The organism is Plantactinospora endophytica, from assembly GCF_016862915.1.
In the GTDB taxonomy this organism is placed as follows: Bacteria; Actinomycetota; Actinomycetes; order Mycobacteriales; family Micromonosporaceae; genus Plantactinospora; species Plantactinospora endophytica.
Genome location: NZ_BONW01000001.1, coordinates 507,275 through 523,625, shown reverse-complemented (window position 1 = coordinate 523,625; position 16,351 = coordinate 507,275). Strand labels below are relative to the sequence as shown.

At 71.4% G+C, this 16,351-nt stretch carries 13 protein-coding genes; 9 read left to right on the top strand and 4 right to left on the bottom strand.

Annotated elements, in window-relative coordinates; genetic code table 11:
* Positions 1–187: 187 nt before the first annotated feature.
* Entirely contained in the window at positions 188–2,035 is a 1,848-nt protein-coding gene (locus tag Pen02_RS02330; RefSeq protein ID WP_203864182.1) for a 2-oxoacid:acceptor oxidoreductase subunit alpha, read from the top strand.
* On the top strand, positions 2,028–3,062 hold the full coding sequence (locus Pen02_RS02325; protein ID WP_203864181.1) for a 2-oxoacid:ferredoxin oxidoreductase subunit beta: 1,035 nt from the start codon (positions 2,028–2,030) through the stop codon (positions 3,060–3,062). Before Pen02_RS02330 ends, Pen02_RS02325 begins: the two co-directional genes overlap by 8 nt.
* Positions 3,063–3,211: 149 nt before the next feature.
* Here Pen02_RS02325 and Pen02_RS02320 read toward each other — a convergent pair whose 3' ends face one another.
* Positions 3,212–4,240: a potassium channel family protein gene (locus tag Pen02_RS02320; RefSeq protein WP_203864180.1), complete on the bottom strand. Its 1,029-nt coding sequence runs from the start codon at positions 4,238–4,240 to the stop codon at positions 3,212–3,214.
* A gap of 257 nt (positions 4,241–4,497) precedes the next feature.
* On the opposite strand from Pen02_RS02320, the gene Pen02_RS02315 reads away from it, so the two are divergent.
* From Pen02_RS02315 to Pen02_RS02295, 5 genes are all read left to right on the top strand, one after another.
* A complete protein-coding gene (locus Pen02_RS02315) occupies positions 4,498–4,740 on the top strand; it encodes a hypothetical protein (RefSeq protein WP_203864179.1) in 243 nt (80 codons plus the stop codon).
* A 185-nt stretch (positions 4,741–4,925) separates the two neighbouring features.
* Positions 4,926–6,608 (top strand): glycoside hydrolase family 10-like protein, encoded by a 1,683-nt coding sequence (locus tag Pen02_RS02310; protein WP_203864178.1) that lies wholly within the window; start codon positions 4,926–4,928, stop codon positions 6,606–6,608.
* A gap of 215 nt (positions 6,609–6,823) precedes the next feature.
* Positions 6,824–7,375, top strand: a complete 552-nt coding sequence (locus tag Pen02_RS02305) for a phospholipase (RefSeq protein ID WP_203864177.1) — start codon at positions 6,824–6,826, stop codon at positions 7,373–7,375.
* Positions 7,376–8,191: 816 nt separating this feature from the next.
* Positions 8,192–8,989, top strand: a complete 798-nt coding sequence (locus Pen02_RS02300) for a helix-turn-helix domain-containing protein (protein ID WP_203864176.1) — start codon at positions 8,192–8,194, stop codon at positions 8,987–8,989.
* Positions 8,980–9,168, top strand: coding sequence for a DUF397 domain-containing protein (locus tag Pen02_RS02295; RefSeq protein ID WP_203864175.1), 189 nt, complete (start codon positions 8,980–8,982; stop codon positions 9,166–9,168). The genes Pen02_RS02300 and Pen02_RS02295 overlap by 10 nt, the downstream gene beginning before the upstream one ends.
* A 94-nt stretch (positions 9,169–9,262) precedes the next feature.
* Here Pen02_RS02295 and Pen02_RS02290 read toward each other — a convergent pair whose 3' ends face one another.
* A complete protein-coding gene (locus Pen02_RS02290) occupies positions 9,263–12,097 on the bottom strand; it encodes a winged helix-turn-helix domain-containing protein (protein WP_203864174.1) in 2,835 nt (944 codons plus the stop codon).
* 198 nt (positions 12,098–12,295) lie between these two features.
* Positions 12,296–12,517, bottom strand: coding sequence for an FmdB family zinc ribbon protein (locus Pen02_RS02285; protein WP_203864173.1), 222 nt, complete (start codon positions 12,515–12,517; stop codon positions 12,296–12,298).
* Between the two features lie 56 nt (positions 12,518–12,573).
* On the opposite strand from Pen02_RS02285, the gene Pen02_RS02280 reads away from it, so the two are divergent.
* Together Pen02_RS02280 and Pen02_RS02275 are read left to right on the top strand one after the other, a co-directional pair.
* Positions 12,574–14,151, top strand: a complete 1,578-nt coding sequence (locus Pen02_RS02280; protein WP_239139897.1) for a lytic transglycosylase domain-containing protein — start codon at positions 12,574–12,576, stop codon at positions 14,149–14,151.
* A gap of 72 nt (positions 14,152–14,223) precedes the next feature.
* Positions 14,224–15,246 carry a GNAT family N-acetyltransferase gene (locus Pen02_RS02275; RefSeq protein WP_203864336.1) on the top strand — a complete coding sequence of 341 codons (1,023 nt, stop codon included), beginning with the start codon at positions 14,224–14,226 and terminating at the stop codon, positions 15,244–15,246.
* Positions 15,247–15,279: 33 nt separating this feature from the next.
* Here the strand turns inward: Pen02_RS02275 and hemB are convergent, their stop codons facing one another.
* Entirely contained in the window at positions 15,280–16,263 is a 984-nt protein-coding gene (gene hemB / locus Pen02_RS02270; RefSeq protein WP_203864171.1) for a porphobilinogen synthase, read from the bottom strand.
* Positions 16,264–16,351 lie beyond the last annotated feature (88 nt).

Below are 16,351 nucleotides of genomic sequence, written 5' to 3'. Positions count from 1 at the left end.
ATGTGACGGACCTTGGGCAAGGATCACCTAACCATCGACGTAGGCTCTGCAATGAAGGACTGGAGCGGGCCGGGCCTCACCACCGCCAACCCGCCACCGGCGCTCAAGGAGGACATGTGGCCGAGCAAGGCGAGGTCACCCCTGAGCTCAGCCCGTCCGACCGGGCCGAGCGAAGCGAGGTGCAGCAGTGAGCAAGCAGGTCCAACAACTGGATCGGGTGGTCATCCGGTTCGCCGGGGACTCCGGCGACGGCATGCAGCTCACCGGCGACCGATTCACCTCGGAAACCGCTCAACTGGGCAACGACATCTCGACGTTGCCCAACTTCCCCGCGGAGATCCGCGCCCCCGCCGGCACCCTGCCCGGAGTGTCGAGCTTCCAGGTGCACTTCGCGGACTACGACATCCTGACCCCGGGCGACGCCCCCAACGTCCTGGTCGCGATGAACCCGGCCGCGCTGAAGGCCAACCTGGCCGACCTGCCGCGCGGCGCGGACATCATCGTCAACACCGACGAGTTCACCAGGCGCAACCTGGCCAAGGTGGGCTACCAGGCCAGTCCGCTCGACGACGGCTCGCTGGACGGCTACGTGCTGCACCCGGTGGCGCTGACCTCGATGACCGTCGGCGCGCTGGCCGAGCACGACGTCTCGAAGAAGGACGCCGAGCGGGCCAAGAACATGTTCGCGCTTGGCCTGCTCTCCTGGATGTACTCCCGGCCCTACGAGTCGACGATCCGGTTCCTGGAGCGCAAGTTCGCGGCCCGGCCGGAGCTGGTCGCGGCGAACACCGCCGCCTTCAAGGCCGGCTGGAACTTCGGCGAGACGACCGAGGACTTCGCGGTCCGCTACGAGGTCAAGCCGGCCAAGATGAACCCGGGAACATACCGGAACATCACCGGCAACGCGGCGCTCTCGCTCGGCCTGGTCGCCGCCGGTGTGCGGTCCGGGCTGCCGGTCTTCCTGGGGGCGTACCCGATCACCCCGGCCTCGGACATCCTGCACGAGCTGAGCAAGCACAAGCGGTTCGGTGTCACCACGATGCAGGCCGAGGACGAGATCGCGGCGATCGGGGCGGCGCTCGGCGCGTCGTACGGCGGCGCGCTCGGTGTCACCACCACCTCCGGCCCCGGTGTGGCGCTGAAGGGCGAGACGATCTCGCTGGCGGTGGCCCTGGAGCTGCCGCTGGTCATCGTCGACGTGCAGCGGGCCGGTCCGTCCACCGGCATGCCGACCAAGACCGAGCAGGCCGACCTGAACATGGCGCTCTTCGGCCGGCACGGCGAGGCACCGGTCGCGGTGATCGCCCCGCGTTCGCCGTCGGACTGCTTCTTCGCGGCGCTGGAGGCGGCCCGGATCGCGCTGACCCACCGCACCCCGGTGATCCTGCTGTCGGACAACTACGTGGCGAACGGCTCCGAGCCGTGGCTGCTGCCGGACGTCGACTCGCTGCCGGACCTGCGGGTGGAGTTCGCCACCACGCCGAACGGCGAGGACGGCAAGACCTTCCTTCCCTACCTGCGCGACCCGGCGACGCTGGCCCGGCCGTGGGCCATCCCGGGCACGCCGGGGCTGGAGCACCGGATCGGCGGTCTGGAGAAGGCCGACAAGACCGGCGACATCTCGTACGACCCGGCGAACCACGACTTCATGGTGCGTACCCGGGCGGCCCGAATCGAGGCGATCGAGGTGCCGGACGTCGAGGTGGAGGATCCCGACTCGGACGCCCGGGTGCTGGTGCTCGGCTGGGGCTCGACGTACGGGCCGATCGGCGCGGCCTGCCGTGGGCTGCGCCAGCGCGGCCTGCCGGTGGCCCAGGCGCACCTGCGGCACCTGGCTCCGCTGCCGGGCAACCTCGGCGAGGTACTGGGCCGCTACGAGCGGGTGGTGATCCCGGAGATGAACCTCGGCCAGCTCGCCCACGTGATCCGGGCCCGCTACCTGGTCGACGCGATCCCCTACAACCAGGTCCGGGGGCTGCCGTTCACCGCCACCGAGCTGGAGACCATGCTGGAAGAGGTCGTGAAGAATGCCTGAGCCCGTCGCCCTCAAGCTCACCACCAAGGACTTCAAGTCCGACCAGGAGGTGCGCTGGTGTCCCGGCTGCGGTGACTACGCGATCCTCGCCGCCGTCCAGTCGTTCATGCCCGAGTTGCAGATCCCTCGGGAGCGGATCGTCTTCGTCTCCGGGATCGGCTGCTCGTCGCGCTTCCCGTACTACATGAACACGTACGGCATGCACTCGATCCACGGCCGCGCCCCGGCGATCGCCACCGGGCTGTCGGTGTCCCGGCCGGACCTGTCGGTCTGGGTGGTCACCGGTGACGGCGACGCGCTGTCGATCGGCGGCAACCATCTGATCCACGCGCTGCGCCGGAACGTCAACCTCAAGATCCTGCTCTTCAACAACCGGATCTACGGGCTGACCAAGGGCCAGTACTCGCCCACCTCAGAGGTCGGCAAGGTCACCAAGTCGACCCCGGTCGGCTCGGCGGACGCGCCGTTCAACCCGCTCTCGCTGGCGCTGGGCGCCGAGGCGACCTTCGTGGGCCGGACCATCGACTCGGACCGCAAGCACCTCCAGTCGGTGCTGCGGGCCGCCGCCGAGCACGAGGGTTCGGCGTTCGTGGAGATCTACCAGAACTGCAACATCTTCAACGACGGCGCCTTCGACGAGTTGAAGGAGCCGGCCACCCGGGACGACTACCTGATCCGGTTGGAGCACGGCCGGCCGATCACGTTCGGCGCCGACGGGCAGTTCTGCGTCGTACATCCGCCGGGCGGGTTCGGGCTGGAGGTCCGGGAGACCGCGTCGGTACCGGCGGACGAGATCGTGGTGCACGACGCCACGGTGACCGAGCCGGCGTACGCGTTCGCGCTGTCCCGGCTGCCCGGCTTCGACCTGCGCAACACGCCGATCGGGATCTTCCGGGACGTGCGGCGCCCCTCCTACGACAGCGTCGTGCAGGAACAGGGTGCGACGGCTCGGGCGAAGAGCACCGGTACCCCGGAGGAGCAGCTCGCCGGCCTGCTGAGCAGCGGCGACACCTGGACGATCCTCTAGCTCGTCCGACACGCACAGGCCCGTTGACCGGTAGGCACCGGTCGGCGGGCCTGCGTCGTCCCAACCGACGCCGATAGCGGAACGGCTCGACCTCAGCCGAGCCAGGCGGCGTCAACCGGACCAGGCGGCAGCAGCGGGGCCGGGCGGCGTCAGCGGGACTGGTCGGCGGTGGTGTTGCCGCTGCCGGACCGGTCGTCGCGGACGTAGACCAGCATGTCGCCGGTCTCGATGGCGGTGGCGGCCTGGTCGGAGAGCGAGACCACCTTGCCCCGGCGGACCAGGGCGATGACCAGCGCCTCCAGTTGGCGTGGCGACACGCCGACCTCGTCCCGGGTAGCCGAGCGCATCGCCAGCGCCATGCCCTGGCCGGGGGTGAGCAGGTCCTCGACGACGTCGATCAGCGGCGGGGCCGAGGTGGAGACGCCGAGCAGCCGGCCGGCGGTCGCCGACGAGACGATGACGTGGTGCGCCCCGCTCTGCCGCAGCAGCGGGGCGTTCTCGGCCTCCCGGGCGGCGGCGATGATCCGGACCTGGCCGGCGGTGAGCTGCCGTACGGTCAGCGTGACCAGTACGGAGACCTCGTCGCTGTCGGTCGCGATGATCACGGACTTCGCGTGCCGTACGTGTGCCTCGTTCAGCGTGGACGACCGGGTGGCGTTGCCCTCGATCACCACGAGCCCGGCCGAGGTTGCCTGCCGGACGGCCGCCGGATTTCGCTCGACGACGAGGATCCGCTGCTTGTCGAAGCCTGTTTCGAGCAGTGCGGAGATCGCGCTGCGGCCCTTGGTGCCGTAGCCGCAGATGATGACGTGGTCCTTCACTTTCCTCCTCCACCGCGTCAAGCGGAGGTTGGTGCGGTACTGCTCGGTCAGGACTTCCAGGGTGGTGCCGACCAGGATGATCAGGAACAGCACCCGGGCCGGCGTGATCACCAGTACGTTGATCAGGCGGGCCGAGTGGGAGATCGGCGTGATGTCGCCGTAACCGGTGGTGGAGAGGGTGACCACCGCGTAGTAGAAGGAGTCGAGGAGGGTGATCCCGTCCTCGTTGACGTCACGGTAGCCGTCGCGGTCGAGGTAGACCACGGCGACGATGAGCAGCACGAGGCCGACCGCGGCGAACAGTCGCTGGCCCAACGCCCGCAGTGGCCCCCTGCGGATGGCGGGAAAGTGGATCACTGCCCACCCCGCCTCATCGCCGCCCCCGCCCGCACGCCCACAACATAGCCCGGATCATCGCACCGGACCGGCCGGCCGCCCGGATCGGGGCCGACAACCCGGGTTGTGCTCCGGCGTCCGGCCGTGCGTCGAGCTGAAATTTTGGTGAGAGACATTGCGCTGGGTACCACCGAATTAGCACGCTGTGACGTCAGATGCGGTCATTCGCCCACCGAACCCCCCGCGCCCGTACATCTCCCACGCCGCCTGGAGGTGCCGTGACCACGCTGCCCGCAGTTCCCGACCTGACTGTCGGGACGGTACTCCAGCTACGCAAAGAGGACTGGCGGTACGGCGGCCACCCGCTCCGGCTCCGGGTCGAGCAGGTCCGGCACGACATCTCACACTATTACCAGGACGAGTGGGTCTGGATCGTCGGCGAGCGGCTCGACCGGCACGGCTCGGCACAGGGCCGGATCGAGGCGCTGGTCAGGGTCGCCGCGCTGGGAGAGTGCGACTGAGGACGGTACGGTCCGACCGGCCGCGACCGTACGGGGGATGGTCCATGGTCGATCGAAGGCTTGCGTCCTCTGCCCCGGTGTGAAAATTTCCTTCCAGCGGCATTGGTGTGTCGGTATAAAACGCCGACAGCCCGGCCGCCGTGCCCCTCCCCGCCCCCGGGGAGCCCAAGGAAGGGACGCACCGCATGAAGCCATATCGGCTCGCAGCCGCCGGGCTGGCCGTAGCGCTGCTCGGTTCGCTCGTCGCCGCCACACCCGCGAACGCCACACCCGGCACACCCGCGGACGCCACACCCGCCACCGCCGCTGTGAACCTCGGCAGCGGCGGTGCCGACTGCCCGACCGATCCCGCCACCCCGAAGCGCCAGTTCCGGGCGATGTGGATCGCGAGCGTGGTCAACATCGACTGGCCGACCAAGGCGTCGTACACCGCGCCGGACCGGATCGCCGCGCAGAAGGCGGAGTACACCGGCTGGCTCGACCTGGCCCAGCGGCTTCACCACAACGCGGTCGTCGTGCAGGTCCGGCCGACCGCCGACGCGTTCTGGCCGTCGCCGCACGAGCCCTGGTCGGAGTACCTGACCGGGGTGCGCGGCCAGGATCCCGGCTGGGACCCGCTGGCGTACCTGGTCGCCGAGTCGCACAAGCGGAACCTGGAGTTCCACGCCTGGTTCAACCCGTACCGGATCTCCATGCCGGACGGTGCCGGCGCCGACGTCGGCAAGCTGGCCCCGGGCCACCCGGTCCGGGAGAACCCGGACTGGGCCGTCGCCTACCCGCTCAACGCGGCCGGCTCCCGGCTCTACTACAACCCGGGCATTCCCGAGGTACGCCAGTTCGTCCAGACCGCCATGCTGGACGCGGTCAAGCGGTACGACATCGACGGCGTGCACTTCGACGACTACTTCTACCCCTACCCGGCCGCCGGGCAGGACTTCGCCGACCAGGCGACCTTCGAGGAGTACGGCGCCGGCTTCGCCAGCAAGGCGGACTGGCGGCGGCACAACATCGACCTGCTGGTGCAGGAGATGGGTCAACGGATCAAGGCGACCAAGCCGTGGGTGAAGTTCGGCGTCAGCCCGTTCGGCATCTGGCGTAACAAGGCGGCCGACCCGCTCGGCTCGGAGACCAACGGCACCCAGTCGTACGACGCCAACTTCGCCGACACCCGCAAGTGGGTGAAGGAGGAGTGGATCGACTACATCGTGCCGCAGGTGTACTGGAACATCGGCTTCGCCGTGGCCGACTACGCCAAGCTGGTGCCCTGGTGGTCCGAGGTGGTCGCCGGCACCCGGGTACAGCTCTACATCGGACAGGCGGACTACAAGATCGCCGATCCGGCGCAGCCGGCGCCCTGGCAGGACCCGGCCGAGATGTCGAAGCACCTCACCTTCAACCGGGACCATCCGCAGGTGGCCGGCAACATCCACTTCAGCGCGGTGCAGGTCCGGGCCAACCGGCTCGGCGCCACCGACGTCTACGCGGCCGAGCACTACTCGCGTCCGGCCCTGATCCCGACGATGTCCCAGCTGAGCGCCAAGCCGCTGATGTTCCCGGTGCTGACCGGCGCGTCCCGGCAGTCCGACGGCGTACGGCTGCGCTGGCGGCAGCCGGTCGACGGGCTCGGGCCGTTCGGCCGGGCGGCCTCGTACGCGATCTACCGGTTCGACGGGATCGACCTGCCGGGCTCCTGCGGGTTCGCCGACGCCGGCAACCTGGTCGGCACCGTCCGGGCCACGGACGGTCCGGTGCAGTCCTGGCTGGACGGCACCGCCGAGCCCGGCCGGCGGTACAGCTACTACGTGACCGCGCTGGACCGGCTGGCCAACGAGAGCCAGCCCAGCCCGCCGTGGTTCGTCCTGCGCTGATCGGGACCGACCGGCACCGACACCACGGGTGCTCCGGGGTACGGCACCCCGGAGCACCCGGTTGTTCCGGCATCGGTCAACGAGAATAAAGGTCCGATAGAGATCGGCACGAGACTATCCCCCGTGGCTGTCGCCATCCGGTCATCGACCGGTGACAGCTCCGTCCCACCCCGGGTCTTCCCCACGAGGGAAGCCCTCGATTCCGGAGGTAGTCCTTGTCCCGTCGTCTGCTCACCATGCTGACCGCCAGCACGTTCGCCGTAGCGGCGCTGCTCGGCTTCGCCGCGCCCGCCTCGGCCGCGGTAACCCCCGCCCAGAAGCTCGCCGCCCTGTCGAACTTCACCCAGACCAGCGTCAGCAGCTACAACTCGTGGAACTCGGCGCGCCAGAACCAGGGCGCCTGGGCCGAATACGCCTTCAACTGGGGCACCGACTACTGCTCGTCCAGCCCGGACAACCCGCTCGGGTTCAGCTTCGAGCTGTCCTGCTACCGGCACGACTTCGGTTACCGCAACTACAAGGAGGTCGGCCAGTTCGACCCGAACAAGGCACGTCTGGACGACGCGTTCTACGCGGACCTGCAGCGGGTCTGCGCCACGTACAACGCGTTCGTCCGCCCGGCCTGCTACAGCCTGGCCTGGACCTACTACCAGGCCGTACGCGTGTTCGGCGCGCCGGTCATCACCCAGGCCGAGCTGGACAAGGCGGCCAAGCTGAAGGCCGACGGCGAGCGTCGGGCGGCTGCCGCCGCGGCGGCAGCCCGCTGACGCCACGCCCCGGTATCGCACTCTGATCCGGTCGGGACCGGCGCCGATTGCCGTCGGCGCCGGTCCCGACGCCGGTCCCGGCCCGGGTTGCCGGCCGGGCCGGGACCGGCAGGCTCAGATCGAGCGGCGGGCCGACGGTCCTCGGCGCGGCCGGTTCGACGGGGTCGCCCGAGGCACGCCGTCGCGTTGCCCCGCCCCGGCGGCCGGGCCGAGGGTGCCGTCCACGCCGGCGGCGGCGGCCGGCCGGGCCGGGTGGCCCGGGGCCTCGTTCACCGGCCGGCGCGGCCGACCGGCGTCCTGGTCCCCACCGGCCGGCTCGGCCGTCGGCCGGCCCGCGCGACCACCAGGTGGCCGGTCCCAGCTCGATCGCTGGTTCGTCGGACGGACCCGGGCCGGCGGCGCCGGCTCGTCGGCCGGCCCCGACGACCGTGCCGACAGGACCGGTGGATCGGCCGGCGGTACCGCCACCGTCCGGTCGGGACATCGCCACCGGTTGCCGCAGCGGCAGTACCGCCAGAGTCGGCGCCAGTCCCGCCGATGTCCTCCGGGTGTACGTCGTAACCAGCTCATGGCGCGACCCCCTCCGCCTCAGGTCTGGAGGCGGGGACCGCTCGTGCGGTGCCGGCTCCGAGCGGTCCCCGCACGGGTGCCGCTCTCCCCCAAAACGATCCCGGAGCGGCCCCGTCGGTGACAGTCTGGTGTAGAGATAACTACTGTAGACGTCGATACGGCCTGTTTGCGCAGTTCAGCGGCGGGGTACGCGTAGTCGTGAGTGGGCCGCGTAGATTCCGGCACATTTCGAGTGGAGGATGCGTGATGGGTGCTGCCGTGGACCTCCTGGTCGAGGAACTGATCGAGGCACGAACCTCCCGGGCCATGACCCAGGAGGAGTGGGCCCGGGCGGTCAAGTTCTCCCCGACGCACGTCAGTTCGGTGGAGACCCGACACCGGCCGCCGACCGCCGACTACGTGGCCGCCGTCGACCGGGCGTTCCAGACCGGCGGCGCGTACACCCGGCTGCTGGCGAAGCTGGCCGGTTTCGACAGTGCGCCGATCTGGCTGCGGGACTGGATCGAGATCGAACGGGAGGCGGTACTGCTCCGCTGGTTCGAGCCGGCCTACGTACCCGGGCTGTTGCAGACCGAGGCGTACGCGCGGGCTACCCTGGCCGGCGGCCGGTTCACCGCCGAGGAGATCGACCGGCACGTCGCCTCGCGGCTGGCCCGGCAGGCGATCCTCAGCCGGGAGGCCCCGCCGCAGCTCATCGCGGTGGTCGACGAGGCGGTGCTACGCCGGCCGGTGCCCGACCACCCGGGTCTGATGCGCGAACAACTGGAGCAGATCATCACCCTCGCCGAGCTGGACCACGTCCAGGTGCAGGTCGTCCCGGCCGCCACCGGGATCTACCTCGGGCTCGCCGGCCAGTTCATCGTCGCCGAGATGCCCGACGACAGCCGAGTGGGATATGCGGACAATCAGCTCAAAGCGCAGATAGTGGACCAGGCGGGCGAAATTGCTAAACTCGTTCGGATGTGGGAAGTCGTGCGAAACGACGCTCTTCCCGTCAAACAGTCGCTCGAACTGATCAAGGAAGTGTCTAAGATATGGATGTAACTGGGGCGAAGTGGCGTAAGTCAACCCGGTCCGGTGGTAACGGTGGTGCCTGCGTCGAGGTGGCGGACAACCTGCCGGGGGTGGTCGGCGTACGGGACAGCAAGGACCCGACCGGCCCGATCCTGGTGTTCCGCCCCGAGTCGTGGCGCAGCTTCGTCAACCTCGCCAAGGGCCGCTGACCGCCGCACCACCCCGATGCTCCCGCACCCCGCCCGGGGTACGGGAGCATCGCCGTTCACGACACCGCCGCCACCCCGACCTGCTCGCTCGCCGTCAGCGGTCCGCCTCGCGGGGGGTGTCGACGCTCTCCCGAGGGCGCGGACGCTGGGCCGGGGGCTCCACGGCGGAGAACCTGATCGAACCGGCGGCCAGGTCAGGATGGTCCACCTCCAGGGCCACCGCCGCCGCCTCCTCCAGGGTCAGGTCGGCACCGGCCGCGTACGCGGTGTCGAAGGCGTCGTCGCCCATCAGGTTCCGCAGCGCCGTCTGCTCCTGAAGCCAGTACGCCCCGAAGGTGCCCGGCGTGCAGCGCATCGCCGAGCGGGTGAGCTGGGCCGCGCCGAAGAGCCGAGCCGCCGAGCGCGGGTCACCGCCACCGGCACAGCGCACCGCGATCGCGTTCACCGTGTCGCAGGCCCTGGCCAGATAGCCGTAGCTCATCCGGGACCGCAGCGCCACCACCAGGTGGTCGTGCGCGGCGACCAGGTCACCCCGGGCCAGCGCCACCATCCCGAGCAGCATGTCGACGGAACGCTTGCCGCGCTCGGTCGGTCGGCCCGCCTCCACCGGTCGGGCTCCGCCGAGCAGTTCCGCCGCCTCGTCCAGGGCTCCCCGCCGCCACAGCAGCTCGGCCAGGCTGTAGACGGCGAGCAGCGCGTCACCGGTCACGCCCTCCGCCTCGGCCTCGGCGATCACCTCCCGGCAGACCCGTTCCGCCTCGCCGAACTGTCCCATGTCGATCAGCGGCGCCGCCCGGCCGCCGAGTACCCGGATCAGCAGGCCCGCGTCGCCGGCCTGCCGGGCGGCCGACTCGGCCCGCTGCGAGAAGCGCAGCTCCTCGGCGAACTCGCCGTCCGCGCCGGCATGTTGCGAATGCATGTGGTACGCCGCCGCCAGCTCCGCCTCCGGGATCTGCTCCCCGGTCTCGGCGATCCGGCCGTAGAGCCGGAACAGCCACAGCCGCCCCTCCCGGGCCAGCCCCCGCTCCCGCCACCACTCGTCAAGCCCGCTGGCCAGTTGCAGCCCCTGCCGCGCGCTGCCGCCGGTGACCGTCCAGCGCAGCCCGGCCCGCAACTCGTCGGCGAGCGGGTCGAGGGCGTAGAGCGAGAGGGTGACCGGCCGGTCGTCCGGGCCGAGGTACGCCCGCTGCAACGCGTGCAGCGACCAGGCCACGTGCCGGTCCCGGGCGGTCTGCTCCTCCCCCGCGTCGACCAGCCGACGTGCCGCGTACGCCCGGATCGGGTCGAGCATCCGGTAGGTGCTGCCGGAGACGTTCGGCTCGGCCTGGATCATCGACTTGTCGACAAGTACCGACAGCGGATCGAGTGGGTCGTCGTTGAGCAGCCACTCGACGGTGGCCAGGTCGACGGGGCCGGAGAAGACCGCCAGCCAGCGCAGCAGCCGGGCCGCCCGGGGGCCGAGGGTGCGGTAGGACCAGGTGACCGTGGCCTGCATGGTGACGTGCCGCTGGGTCGCCGAGCGCTGCACCGCGCGTACCCCGGCCGGCGGTGCCACCCCCCGGGCCGCCGCCGCCAGGTCCACGGTGTCCTGCTGGTTGGCGACCCAGCTCCGGCTCACCGCCGGGGCCGGCTCGACGTCGTCCCGGCCCGCGTCCAGCGCACCGAGCACGTCGTCCAGCCGTTCGGCGAGCTGGCTGGCGGAGAGCACCCGCAGCCGGGCCGCGGCGAGTTCGATCGCCAGCGGCAGTCCGTCCAGCCGGGTGACCACCCGTTGCAGGTCGGCCGACTCGGCCGGCCCGGACCGGCGCCCGCCCCGGGCCGCCGCCGTACGGTCGAGCAGCAGCGTCACCGCCTCGCTGGGGCCGCCGCCCGGGGCCGGGTCGACGGAGAGCGGCGGAATCCGCCAGATCACCTCGCCGGGCAGCCCGAGCGACTCCCGGCTGGTGGCCAGCACCCGTACGCCGCTGCCGCCGGCGAGCAGCCGCGAGATCACCTCGGCGCAGGCGGCCGGCTGGGCGTCGCAGGTGTCCAGCACGACCAGCATCCGCCGGGGCGCGGCGAACTCGACAAGCGTCTCCAGCATCGGCCGGCCCGGCTCCGGCCGCAGCCCGAGGACCGCGGCGACCGCGAAGGCGACCAGCCCGGGATCGGTCACGGTGGCGATGTCGACGAACCAGACCCCGTCCGGGTACGACTCGACCAGCCCACCGGCCAGTTCGACCGCCAACCGGGTCTTGCCGGCCCCACCGGCACCCACCACGGTCACCAGCCGGTGGGCGTCGATGAGCTGGTCCAACTCGTCGCGCTCGGCCTGTCGGCCGACGAACGAGGTGACCTGGGTCGGCAGGTTGTGCGGGATCGCGTCGGCGGTACGGGGCCGGGGGAACTGGCGTTCCAGCCCGGGTGCGACGAGTTGGAAGAGCCGCTCCCGGTCGTCGAAGCCGCGCAGCCGGTGCAGGCCGAGGTCGAGCAGGGAGGCGCCCGCCGGCAGGGGTGCGGCGTGCCTGGCCGTCGCGCCGGAGCAGAGCACCTGACCGCCGTGCGCGGCGGCGGCGATCCGGGCGGCCCGGTGCACCTCGGCGCTGGCGTACTCGCCGTCGCGCGGTTCGGCGTGTCCGGTGTGCAGTCCCATCCGGACCTTCGGGGTGGCCTCCGGCGTCGGCCACTCGTGGTTGTTCAGTGCCCGCTGGGCGGCCAGCGAGGCGTCCAGCGCGGCCGAGGCGTCGGCGAACGCGACGAAGAACGAGTCACCCTCGGTGAAGAGTTCGGTCCCGTCACTGGCTGCCAGCGTCGCCCGCAGCAGGCGCCGGTGCTCGCTGAGTACCGGGCGGTAACCCGAACCGAGCATCTGGGCGAGTCGCGTGGAGCCCTCGATGTCGGTGAACATGAATGTCACCAACCCGCTCGGCAGGTGGATCCGTGCCGACATGCCTGGAACCTCCCGCCCCCTGGAAGTCGCGTTCATGCTGCCGCATATTTACGGGTTGGCCCATCGTAGAAACGGACGGCGCGACCCCGTACCAAGGTGCTAACCGGGGACTGTGCCACGAAACCGACATCACGGTCGCGAACTGTCCTCACTGTCCGGAGCGGGAGGGGGCCGGCTCCGGACCGCCGGATCACGGCCTCAGCAGCCGCAGCCTCCGCCGCAGCAGCCGCCACCGCTCGGGGCGGCCGGTGCCGGGGCGGAACCACCCGCGCCGCGACCGGTGAAGGCGACCGTCGACAGTAGCTTGACCGTGTCGGCGTGCCCCTGGGGGCAGGACGCCGGCGCCGTGGCCTCGGCCATCGGCCGGTTCATCTCGAAGGTGTCGCCGCAGGCGCGGCAACGAAACTCGTACCGGGGCATAGGCACAGCGTACGGCCAGACCTGACGTTCGACGGTCGATGGGTAATACTCGACGGGTGGCGGAGCGCGAGGAGACTTCTACGACTCGACCACTGCGACCCGCGGCACCCGTCTTCGACGGACCGCTGGCCAGTTCGGGTGCCGCCCCCGATCCGGACCTCGATCCACCACCGGTCACCGTGCCACGCCCGCGTACCGGCACCGAGTCGGTTCGGCGCGACGTACCGGAGCCGGTCACCGAGGCCGCCCCGCCCGCACCCGGCGCCGAGCCGGACCCGCTGACCACCCCCGACCCCGCGTCGACCACCGGGCCCGGCCCGGACCCGACCGACGCGTCCCAGGCCGACCAGGACACCAAGGCCGAGGCGGCCCCGGACACCGAGCCCGAGGCGGACCCGGCCGACGTGCCGAAGGCGGACCCGGCGGCCAAGCCCGGGACGGACCTGGCCGCCAAGGCTGGGTCGGACCCGGACACCGCGCCCGAGACGGAGCCGACGCCCAAGGTCGCGGCGCAGTCGGCCACCGAACCCGACGCGGGCGCGAGCAACGGCGCAACCGGAGCAGGCTCGACGGTCGGAGCAGGCGCGACAGTCGGGGCAGGTTCGGCGGTCGGGGCGGGGAGCACGGCGACGCTCGCCGCGGCGACCGGCAAGCCGGCGGCCAAGCCCGGCGAGACCGTCATCGACCTCGACGTGGCGCCGACCGAGCCGGCCGGGCGGAACCGGCGGATCCGGGTCCGGTTCGCGCACGCGGTGGCCCGCTGGCCCTCACCCGGTGCGGTCCGGGCCTGGTCCCGGCGGCCGAGCGGCCGGCTCACCCTGCCGGCGCTGCTGCTGTTCGCCCTGGTCGCGGCGACCGGCGCCGCAGGCGCGTTCCTGATCCCGGCCACCGCGCGCCAGGCCCAGCCGGTGGGAGCGGACGCCACCACCGGCGTCCCGACGCCCGAGCCGACCGCTCCCGGTTTCACCGTCGGTCCCGGCGGACTGCCCTCCGGGCTGCCGAGCCCGCCGTCGTTCGGTACGCCGAGTGTGCCGGCGCCGCCCTGGAACGCGACCGGCGGACGCCCCTCCGACGTACTCGCCGGCTGGGCGGGGCAGATCGGTCCGAAGGTCGGGATCTCCACCACGGCGATGCAGGCGTACGGCTACGCCGAACTGCGGGTCACCCAGACGACGCCCGGCTGCCAGCTCCGCTGGACCACGCTGGCCGCGATCGGTCAGGTCGAGTCCGGACACGGGCGGGCGAACGGTGCGGTGCTGGGCGTGAACGGGGTCGCCGCTCCGGAGATCATCGGCCTGCCGCTGGACGGCAACGGCGGCCGGATGCGGATCATGGACACCGAGGACGGCCGGCTCGACCGGGACGCCACCTACGACCGCGCGGTCGGCCCGATGCAGTTCATCCCGACCACCTGGGAGGAGATCGGCGCGGACGCCGACGGCGACGGGGTCGAGAACCCGCACAGCATCGACGACGCGGCCCTGGCGGCCGGTAACTATCTGTGCAAGGGAGGCCGCAACCTGTCGGTCGCCTCGGACTGGTGGAGCGCCATCCTTTCCTACAATGACGTGCGGCCATATGCCCAAGCGGTGTTCGACGCGGCGAACAAGTACGGCACGGACAGCAGGACTTAGCGTAATGTCCTCGACACATTGAAGAACTGGGCACTTTCGCCAGGCTGCGGTTGACGGCAAGCTAGACGGGTGATGGTGCGCGAGTGGGATCCCCGGACCGCCCCGGCCGCCGAGATCGAGTCGTTCCTCGACGCGATCAACGCGGTTTTCGCGGCCGATCTTCCGGAGGACCCTCTGTGGGAGAACGGCCTGCTCCGGGAGTACCTCTGCGAGGTGATGCCCGGCGAACGCCGGATCTCCTGGGTCATCCAGGACGAGCCCTCGGCCGACGGGCAGCCGGGACGCATCCTCGGGCACACCCATGTGCTCCTGCTCGGTGACATCGGCGTGCTCGAGGTGCTGGTGCACCCGACCGCCCGGCGTCGCGGGCTCGGCCGCAAGCTGATCGCCACGGCGGCCCGGCGGACGTACCAGGAGGGCTTCCGCTCGATGGGCGTCGAGGTCATCGGCGAGACGCCTGCGGTCGGTTTCTACGAGGCCCTCGGCTTCGCCCGGGAGTACGAGGAGAACCGCAGCGTACTGCGGCTCGGCACGGTCGACTGGGGCGTACTCGGCGACATGGCCCAGGGAATCGGCACCGGCTACCGCCTGGAGTTCTGCCCCGGCGGGCCGCCGGACGACCTGATCGAGGCGTACGCGATGGCCAAGGCGGAGATGCGCGACATTGACGACGGTGACCTGGATCTGCGCCCGAGTTCGTACGATCCGCAGCGCCTCCGGGACAGCCTGAACTGCCTGCACCGGCGGGGCATGAAGCCCTACATCGTGCTCGCGATCGAGGAGAAGACCGGGGTGGTGGCCGGCCTCACCGAGGTCGTCGTGCCGGCCCAGCACCCGACCCGGGCCGACCAGTACGACACCATCGTCGGCCAGGAGCACCAGGGCTTCGGCATCGACCGGGCGATGAAGGCGCGGATGCTCTTCGAGTTGCGTTCGGCGGAGCCGAAGCTCTCCGAGGTGCAGACCTGGAACGCCCGGACCAACGAGGCGATGCGGGCGGTCAACGCCGACCTGGGGTTCCAGGCCGACCGGGAGTGGTACGAGTACGGCGTCGACGTGGCCGAGCTGGTGCACCGGCTGGACGCCGGCAACTGAGCCAGAACTCGGAGAGCGGACGGCGCGGGCGGCTCAGTAGCGGTCGCGGAGCATCCGGGCCGCCTCGACGGCCCAGTAGGTGAGGATGATCTGGGCGCCGGCCCGGCGGATCGAGGTCAGCGTCTCCAGAACGGCCCGGTCCCGGTCGATCCAGCCGTTCGCCGCCGCCGCCTCGACCATCGCGTACTCGCCGGAGATCTGGTAGGCGGCGACCGGTACGTCCACCTCGGCCCGGACGGCCGAGAGCACGTCGAGGTACGGCAGGGCGGGCTTGACCATCACCATGTCGGCGCCCTCGGCGACGTCGAGGCGTACCTCCCGGAGCGACTCGCGCAGGTTGGCCGGGTCCTGCTGGTAGCTGCGCCGGTCGCCCTCCAACGAGGACTCGACGGCGTCCCGGAACGGGCCGTAGAACGAGGAGGCGTACTTCACCGCGTACGCCAGGATGCTCGTGTCGGCGTGCCCGGCGGCGTCCAGGGCCTTGCGGATCACCCCGACCTGGCCGTCCATCATCCCGGACGGCCCGACCACGTGTGCCCCGGCCTCGGCCTGCGCCACCCCCATCTCGGCGTACGCGGCCAGCGTGGCGTCGTTGTCGACGGTGCCGTCCGGGGCGAGCAGCCCGCAGTGCCCGTGCGAGGTGAACTCGTCCAGGCAGAGGTCGCTCATCACCACCGTGGCGTCGCCGACCTCGGAGATCACGTCCCGGATCGCGACGTTCAGGATGCCGTCCGGGTCGGTGCCGCCGGAGCCGGTTTCGTCCTTGCGGACCGGTACCCCGAACAGCATGATCCCGCCGATGCCGGCGTGCACCGCCTCGGCCGCCGCCTTGCGCAGCGACTCCCGGGAGTGCTGCACCACGCCCGGCATCGAGGCGATCGGCCTCGGCTCGGCCAACCCCTCCTTGACAAACATCGGCAGCACCAGCTCCGCCGGGGCGACCCGGGTCTCCTCGACCAGTCGGCGGATCGCCGGGGACCGCCGCAGCCGGCGCGGACGGATCTCTGGGTACGACATGACGACTCCTCACGGCCGACCGGCCGGCACGCGGCCCGACGTCTGCCGGGCCGCCGGAACCGCCGACGACCCCGTGCCGTCGACGGCT